Annotated in this window: 5 protein-coding genes; 1 reads left to right on the forward strand and 4 read right to left on the reverse strand. The window is 74.3% G+C overall.

What is annotated here, in order from left to right:
* Positions 1-6: 6 nt before the first annotated feature.
* The 4 genes from ACRYR8_RS10325 to ACRYR8_RS10340 form a co-directional block, all read right to left on the reverse strand.
* Positions 7-609 carry a GDSL-type esterase/lipase family protein gene (locus ACRYR8_RS10325; RefSeq protein ID WP_432484084.1) on the reverse strand — a complete coding sequence of 201 codons (603 nt, stop codon included), beginning with the start codon at positions 607-609 and terminating at the stop codon, positions 7-9.
* 178 nt (positions 610-787) lie between these two features.
* Positions 788-4,666 (reverse strand): multifunctional oxoglutarate decarboxylase/oxoglutarate dehydrogenase thiamine pyrophosphate-binding subunit/dihydrolipoyllysine-residue succinyltransferase subunit, encoded by a 3,879-nt coding sequence (locus ACRYR8_RS10330; protein ID WP_432484082.1) that lies wholly within the window; start codon positions 4,664-4,666, stop codon positions 788-790.
* Between the two features lie 156 nt (positions 4,667-4,822).
* Positions 4,823-6,001, reverse strand: coding sequence for a sensor histidine kinase (locus ACRYR8_RS10335; protein WP_432484080.1), 1,179 nt, complete (start codon positions 5,999-6,001; stop codon positions 4,823-4,825).
* Positions 5,998-6,771, reverse strand: coding sequence for a response regulator transcription factor (locus ACRYR8_RS10340; RefSeq protein ID WP_432484078.1), 774 nt, complete (start codon positions 6,769-6,771; stop codon positions 5,998-6,000). Before ACRYR8_RS10340 ends, ACRYR8_RS10335 begins: the two co-directional genes overlap by 4 nt.
* Before the next feature lie 108 nt (positions 6,772-6,879).
* Between ACRYR8_RS10340 and ACRYR8_RS10345 the strand changes: the two genes are divergently transcribed.
* Positions 6,880-7,355: IMP dehydrogenase (locus ACRYR8_RS10345; RefSeq protein ID WP_432484396.1), on the forward strand; the 476-nt coding region annotated here is incomplete at its 3' end.

Genomic DNA, 7,355 nt, shown 5'->3' on the forward strand with positions numbered 1-7,355 from the left:
GGCGCCTCAGGGCTGCGGGACACCCAGCCAGTCGTACCAGCCGCTGTGCAGCACCAGCCACGCCAGCAGCCCGTACCCGGCCTGGCCGGGGTGCACACCGTCACTGGCGGCCAGGTCGGCGTACCAGTCCTCGTGGGCGGCCAGCGGGGAGAACGTGTCGACGTAGACGACCCGCCGGCGCGCGCACACGTCGGCGAACGCGTCGGCGAGGTCGCCGATGCGGTCGTTGCGGTCCTCGTCGGCGACGGGGGTGGGGCCCACCACGAGGGTCGGCAGCCCCCGCGCCTCGCACTCGTCGAGGATGTTGGCCAGGTTCAGGCGGCTGCGCGCCAGCGTGGTGCCGGCGTCCAGGTCGGCGTGGCCGAGCCCCACGACGAGGCGGTGCTCGTCACCGCCGGTGAAGCGGCGGGTCGTCTCGTCGCGCCAGCGCGCGTTGAGGTCGGTGGTGGTCTCGCCCGGCACGCCCAGCGGGTACAGGGTGATGTCGCGGTCGTCGCGGGGCGTGCGGGCCGACACGCGGCCCACCCAGCCCAGCGCCCGCGGATCGCCCACGCCGGTCACGAACTCGTCGCCCACCAGGCACACCCGCACGTCGTAGCGGCCGTTCACAGCTGGTCCTCGCGCACGGGTGTGGTGCTCCTGTCGTCGGTCGGGGGAGTGCGCGAGCCAGGGTAGTGCTCCCGTGGCGCCGGCACCGCCACGCGGTCCACCTCCCGGGCCCCGGTCCGGCCGACGACGACGCCCCCGCCGCCCGAGCGGTGCGGCGGGGGCGTCGTCGTGCTGCGGCTCAGCGGTCGAAGGCGTCCGCCACGAGCTGCTGCTGCTCGGCCTGGTGACGCTTGGCCGACCCGGCCGCCGGCGAGGCCGACGCCGGGCGCGAGACGCGGCGCAGGCGGGGGCCGACGTGGCTGTACAGGTTCATCGCCACGTGCTGCCAGCCGCCCTGGTTCGCCGGCTCCTCCTGGACCCACACGAGCTCGGCGTCGGGGTGGGCGCCCGCGACCTCCAGCAGCGCGTCCACCGGCAGGGGAGCCAGCTGCTCCACCCGCACGATCGCGGTGCGCTCGTCGCCGCGCTTGGTGCGCTCGGCGAGCAGGTCCCAGTACACCTTGCCGCTGCACAGCAGCACGCGGTCGACCGCCTGCGGGTCCAGGCCGCTCTCGTCGCCGATCACCTCGCGGAAGGTGCCGGAGGTGAAGTCCTCCACCGCCGACTGCGCCGCCTTCAGCCGCAGCATCGACTTCGGGGTGAAGACGATCAGCGGGCGGCGCGGGCGGGCGTACGCCTGGCGGCGCAGCAGGTGGAAGTAGCTGGCGGGCGTCGAGGGCACGGCGACCGTCATGTTGTCCTCGGCGCACAGCTGCAGGAACCGCTCGATGCGGCCGGAGGAGTGGTCCGGGCCCTGGCCCTCGTAGCCGTGCGGCAGCAGCAGCACCACCGAGGAGCGCTGGCCCCACTTCTGCTCGCCGGCCGCGATGAACTCGTCGATGACGGTCTGCGCGCCGTTGAAGAAGTCGCCGAACTGCGCCTCCCACAGCACCAGCGCGTCGGGACGCTCCACGGAGTAGCCGTACTCGAAGCCCATGGCCGCGTACTCGCTCAGCAGCGAGTCGTAGATCCAGAACTTCGCCTGCTCGGCGCCCTCGCGGCCCAGGTACAGCAGGGGCGTCCACTCGTCACCGGTCACCCGGTCGGTGAGCACCGCGTGGCGCGAGACGAACGTGCCGCGCCGGGAGTCCTGCCCGGCCAGGCGCACCGGGGTGCCCTCCATCAGGAGCGAGCCGAACGCCAGCAGCTCGCCCCAGCCCCAGTCGATGCCGCCCTCGCGCACCATCTGCAGGCGCTTGTCCAGCAGCTGGCGCAGCTTGGGGTGGACGGTGAAGCCCTCCGGCGGGTTCGCCTGGACCTCCCCGATGTGCTCGAGCACCGAGGCGTCCACGGCGGTGGGCCGGGTGGTGTGCGGGGCCTGGTCGTCGGCCTCCTGCGCGCTCGGGCGTTCCAGACCGCCGCGGCTGTCGCCGTCGCCCGCGGCGGCCCCGCCGTTCCTCGTCTCGGCGAAGGCGCGCTCCAGCTGCGCGGAGTAGTCGCGCAGCGCCTCCTCGGCGTCCTCCACCGTGATGTCGCCGCGGCCGATGAGCTGCTCGGTGTAGCTCTTGCGGACGCTGCGCTTCTTCTCGATGAGGTTGTACATCAGCGGCTGCGTCATCGACGGGTCGTCGCCCTCGTTGTGGCCGCGCCGGCGGTAGCAGACCATGTCGATGACGACGTCCTTGTCGAACTCCTGCCGGAACTCGAACGCCAGCTGCGCCACCCGCACGCACGCCTCGGGGTCGTCCCCGTTCACGTGGAAGATCGGTGCCTGGATCATGCGGCCGACGTCGGTGGCGTACACCGACGAGCGGGCCGACGCCGGGGCGGTGGTGAACCCGACCTGGTTGTTGATGACCACGTGCACGGTGCCGCCGGTGCGGTACCCGCGCAGCTGCGACAGGTTCAGCGTCTCGGCCACCACGCCCTGGCCGGCGAACGCGGCGTCGCCGTGCAGCAGGACCGGCAGCACCGGGAAGGAGGCGCCCGCCTTGTTCAGGCGGTCCTGCTTGGCGCGCGCCACGCCCTCCAGCACCGGGTCCACGGCCTCCAGGTGCGAGGGGTTCGCCGCGACGTAGACCTTCGTCTGCTCGCCGTCCTCGCCGGTGAAGGTGCCCTCGGTGCCCAGGTGGTACTTCACGTCCCCGGAGCCCTGGACGGTGCGGGGGTCCTGCACGCCCTCGAACTCGCGGAACACCTGGCTGTAGCTCTTGCCGGCGATGTTCGTCAGGACGTTCAGCCGACCGCGGTGCGCCATGCCCAGGCACACCTCGTCCAGCCCGGCGGTGGCCGCGCGCGACAGCAGCGCGTCCAGCAGCGGGATCACGGACTCCCCGCCCTCCAGGGAGAAGCGCTTCTGCCCGACGTACTTGGTCTGCAGGAACGTCTCGAACGCCTCCGCGGCGTTCAGGCGGCGCAGGATCCGCAGCTGCTCGCGCACGCTCGGCTTGGCGTACGGGCGCTCCACGCGGTCCTGGATCCAGCGGCGCTGCTCGGGGTCCTGGATGTGCATGTACTCGATGCCGACGGTGCGGCAGTAGGAGTCGCGCAGCACGCCGAGCACGTCGCGCAGCTTCATGTGCGCCTTGCCGCCGAAGCCGCCCGTGGGGAACTCGCGGTCCAGGTCCCACAGCGTCAGGCCGTGCGACTCGATCTCCAGGTCCGGGTGGACGCGCTGGCGGTACTCCAGCGGGTCGGTGTCGGCCATGAGGTGGCCGCGCACCCGGTAGGCGTGGATCAGCTCGACCACCCGGGCGGTCTTGTTGATCTGGTCGTCGTGCGAGACCGAGATGTCCGCGGTCCAGCGGATCGGCTGGTACGGGATGTGCAGCGCCCGGAAGACGCGGTCGTAGAAGCCGTCCTCGCCGAGCAGCTTGGCGTGCACGATCCGCAGGAACTCGCCGGAGCCCGCGCCCTGGATGATCCGGTGGTCGTAGGTGGAGGTCAGCGTGATGACCTTGCTGACGGCCAGGCGGGTCAGGGTCTCCTCGCTGGCGCCCTGGTACTCGGCCGGGTACTCCATCGCGCCGACGCCGATGATCGCGCCCTGGCCCTTGACCAGCCGGGGCACCGAGTGGACCGTGCCGATCGTGCCGGGGTTGGTCAGGCTGATCGTGGTGCCGGAGAAGTCGTCCGCGGTGAGCTTGCCCGCGCGGGCACGGCGCACCACGTCCTCGTAGGCGGCCCAGAACTCCGCGAAGTCCTTGGTCTCGCACTCCTTGACCGCCGGCACCATCAACTGGCGCGAGCCGTCCGGCTTCGGCAGGTCGATCGCGATGCCGAGGTTGACGTGCGCGGGGTGCAGGACGGCGGGCTTGCCCTTCTCGTCCAGCGCGTACGCCGCGTTCATCGAGGGCATCTGCCCCAGGGCCTCGACGAGCGCGTACCCGATGAGGTGCGTGAAGGAGACCTTGCCGCCGCGGGCCCGCTTGAGGTGGTTGTTGATGACGATGCGGTTGTCGACCAGCAGCTTCGCCGGGACCGCCCGCACGCTCGTGGCCGTGGGGACCTCGAGCGACTCCTCCATGTTCGTCACCACGCGCGCGGCGGGGCCGCGCAGCTTCTCCACCGTGTCGCTCCCGGGGAACGCCGACCGCGCCGGGGCGGCCGGTGCCGCCTTCACGGGGGTGGTCCTCGCCGGAGCCGTCCCGGCGGGAGCGGGCCGCGGTGCGGGGGGAGCGGTCTTCGCGGGTGCGGGTGCTGCGCCGGTGGTGCCGCCCGTCGACGCGTCCGCCGGGGCGCTCGCCGCGGCGGGCCGGCGGTGAGCGTCGGGCGAGCCGTTCCGGGAGCCGTCGCCCGGACCGTGCGCGGCGCTGCTGCCGGTGCCGTTGCTGGTGCCGGCGCCCTCGGTGGTGCCGCCGCCGGCGCCGTGCGCGGATCCGGCGCCGTTCGCCGGCGGTGCCGCCGTGGTGGACCCGGCGGGGTTCTCCGCCGGGTTGTAGTCGGCGAAGAAGTCCCACCAGGCCTCGTCGACGGAGTGCTTGTCCTGCAGGTACTGCTCGTACAGCTCGTCGACGAGCCACTCGTTCGGACCGAACGTGGCGAGCTTGTCCTCGTGGGGCGAGGGCTGCTGAGGCACGGCGTTGTCGCCTTCTTCCTCGGGTCGGGCTACGCGGGCGCCCCACCACCCTATCTCGCGCTTCCGGCCGTCGCGGAACGACTCCACGCTGCCGCGTAAGCACGGAGCGTGACATTGGTGACGGTCCGTGCAGGGACCGGCCACCCGTGCGCGGGGTCAGCGACCCGGTGCCACCTCGCGCGGCAGGTTCACGTCGATGCGGCACCCGCCGTCCGGAGGAGTCGGCCCCACCCGGATCGTGCCGCCGTGCAGCTGCACCGCCCAGCGCGCGATGGCCAGGCCCAGCCCCGTGCCGCCGTCGGTGCGGGCGCTGCCGCGCTGGAAGCGCTCGAACACCCGCTCGCGATCGGCGTCGGCGATGCCCGGGCCCTCGTCCTGCACGCTGATGCGCACCACCGGCCCGGCGGCGTGCGCCGAGACCACCACCGTGCCGCCCGCCGGGGAGTGCCGCGAGGCGTTGTCCAGCAGGTTCGCCACCACCTGGTGCAGGCGTGCGGAGTCCACCTCCACGCTCAGCCCCGGCGGGTCCACGTCCACGACGTACCGCACGTCCCGGCCCGTCATCGACATCGCCCGCGTCGCCTGCTGCAGGAACGGCTCCAGCGCCAGCTCCTCGCGGTCCAGCGACACGGCGCCCGCGTCCAGCCGGGACAGGTCGAGCAGCTGCTCCACCAGCCGGCCCAGCCGCTCCGTCTGCGCCAGCGCCGTGCCGAGGGTCTCGCGGTCCGGCTCGGTGACCCCGTCCACGAGGTTCTCCATCACCGCGTGCAGCGCCGAGACGGGGGTGCGCAGCTCGTGGCTCACGTTCGCGACCAGCTCGCGGCGCTCGCGGTCCACGGCCTCCAGGTCCTGCGCCATCCGGTTGAAGGCGTCGGCCAGCTCGCCCACCTCGTCGCTGCTCGTGGAACGCACCCGCCGGGAGTAGTCCCCGGTGGCCATGGCGCGCGCGGCCGCGGTCATCTCCCGCAGCGGCGAGGTCATGCCTCGCGCCAGCAGCTGCGTGAAGACCAGCGTGATGACGATCGCCAGCGGCAGCGTGTAGCGGGGCCCGATGCGCAGCTGGTCCAGCCGCAGCCCCGCCCACACCAGCAGGGAGGCCACCGTCACCGACGCCGCGACCAGCAGCGCCAGCTTCGTCTTCAGCGAGTGCACCGGGTCCAGCGGGCGCACGTCCGGCCAGCTGCGCCGGGACGGGCGGGCCGGCCCGGCGTCGCCGCGCACGCCCTCCCGGGCCCGCACGCGCGCGTCGCGGGCCGCTCCGGTCAGCGGGATCGGCCCCGTGAGCCCCGTGCCCGCGTGCGGCGGCGGGCCCGCACCGCGCTCGCCGCCGCTCACGGCGCGCCCTCCGCGGGAGCGGGCCCGGCGGGCTCGAAGGCGTAGCCCACGCCGTGCACCGTGCGCACCAGGTCCGCCCCCAGCTTGCGCCGCAGCGCCTTGACGTGGCTGTCGACGGTGCGGGTGCCGGACGCGTCGGCCCAGTCCCACACCTCCTCCAGCAGCTTCTCGCGCGTCAGGACGGTGCGCGGCGACGCCGCCAGGCACACCAGCAGGTCGAACTCCGTGGGCGTCAGGTGCACCTCGGCGCCCGAGCGGCGCACCCGGCGCTGGTCGCGGTCGACCACCAGCTCACCGCCGTCGACGGGGAAGGTCAGCGTGCCGGCCGCCGCGGGGGTGCCCACCAGCTGCCGGGCCCGCTCCACCCGGCGCACCAGGGCGTTGACGCGGGCCACGAGCTCGCGCATGGAGAACGGCTTGGTCATGTAGTCGTCCGCGCCCACGCCCAGGCCGACGAGCTTGTCGGTCTCGTCGTCGCGCGCGGTGAGCATGAGGACCGGCACCGGCCGCGACGCCTGCACCCGCCGGCACACCTCCAGGCCGTCGAAGCCCGGGAGCATGACGTCCAGGACCACGACGTCGGGGTCCACCCGCTCGCACAGCTCCACGCCGCCGGGGCCGTCACCGGCCGTCTGGACGTCGTAGCCCTCGGCGCGCAGGCGCCGCGCCACGGCGTCGGCGATGGTCGGCTCGTCCTCGACGACCACGGCCGTGCGGGAGGGGGTGGGTGCGCCCGCGGCGCCGCCGGCGGGGGAGGTGCCCGTGCTCATGGACCCCGAGGGTAGGCCGTGGCGCGCCGGTGCGGCCGGGCGCGGGCCCCACGTGCACGAGCCCTCCACCCGATCCGACCGGCCCCGCCGCGCACCTACCCTGGAGGGGTGCGTTTCCTCGACGGGCAGCGGCCCGCCCACGACCTGACCTACAACGACGTCTTCCTGGCGCCGGAACGGTCCTCGGTCGTCTCCCGCCTGGACGTGGACCTCGCCACCGCCGACGGCACCGGCACCACCGTGCCGCTCGTCGTGGCGAACATGACCGCCGTCTCCGGCCGGCGCATGGCCGAGACCGTCGCCCGTCGCGGCGGGGTGGCCGTGCTGCCGCAGGACGTGCCCCTCGACGTCGTCGCCGAGGTCGTGGCCTGGGTCAAGCAGCGCCACCCCGTCTTCGAGACGCCCGTCGTGCTGCACACCACCGACACGGTGCACGACGCCCTGAACCTGCTGCCCAAGCGCGCCCACGGCGCCGCGGGGGGGGGGGGGGGGGGGGGGGGGGGGGGGGGGGGGGGGGGGGGGGGGGGGGGGGGGGGGGGGGGGGGGGGGGGGGGGGGGGGGGGGGGGGGGGGGGGGGGGCGGGG

Origin of the sequence: Kineococcus esterisolvens (assembly GCF_050871405.1) — a bacterium.
Classification (GTDB): Bacteria; Actinomycetota; Actinomycetes; order Actinomycetales; family Kineococcaceae; genus Kineococcus.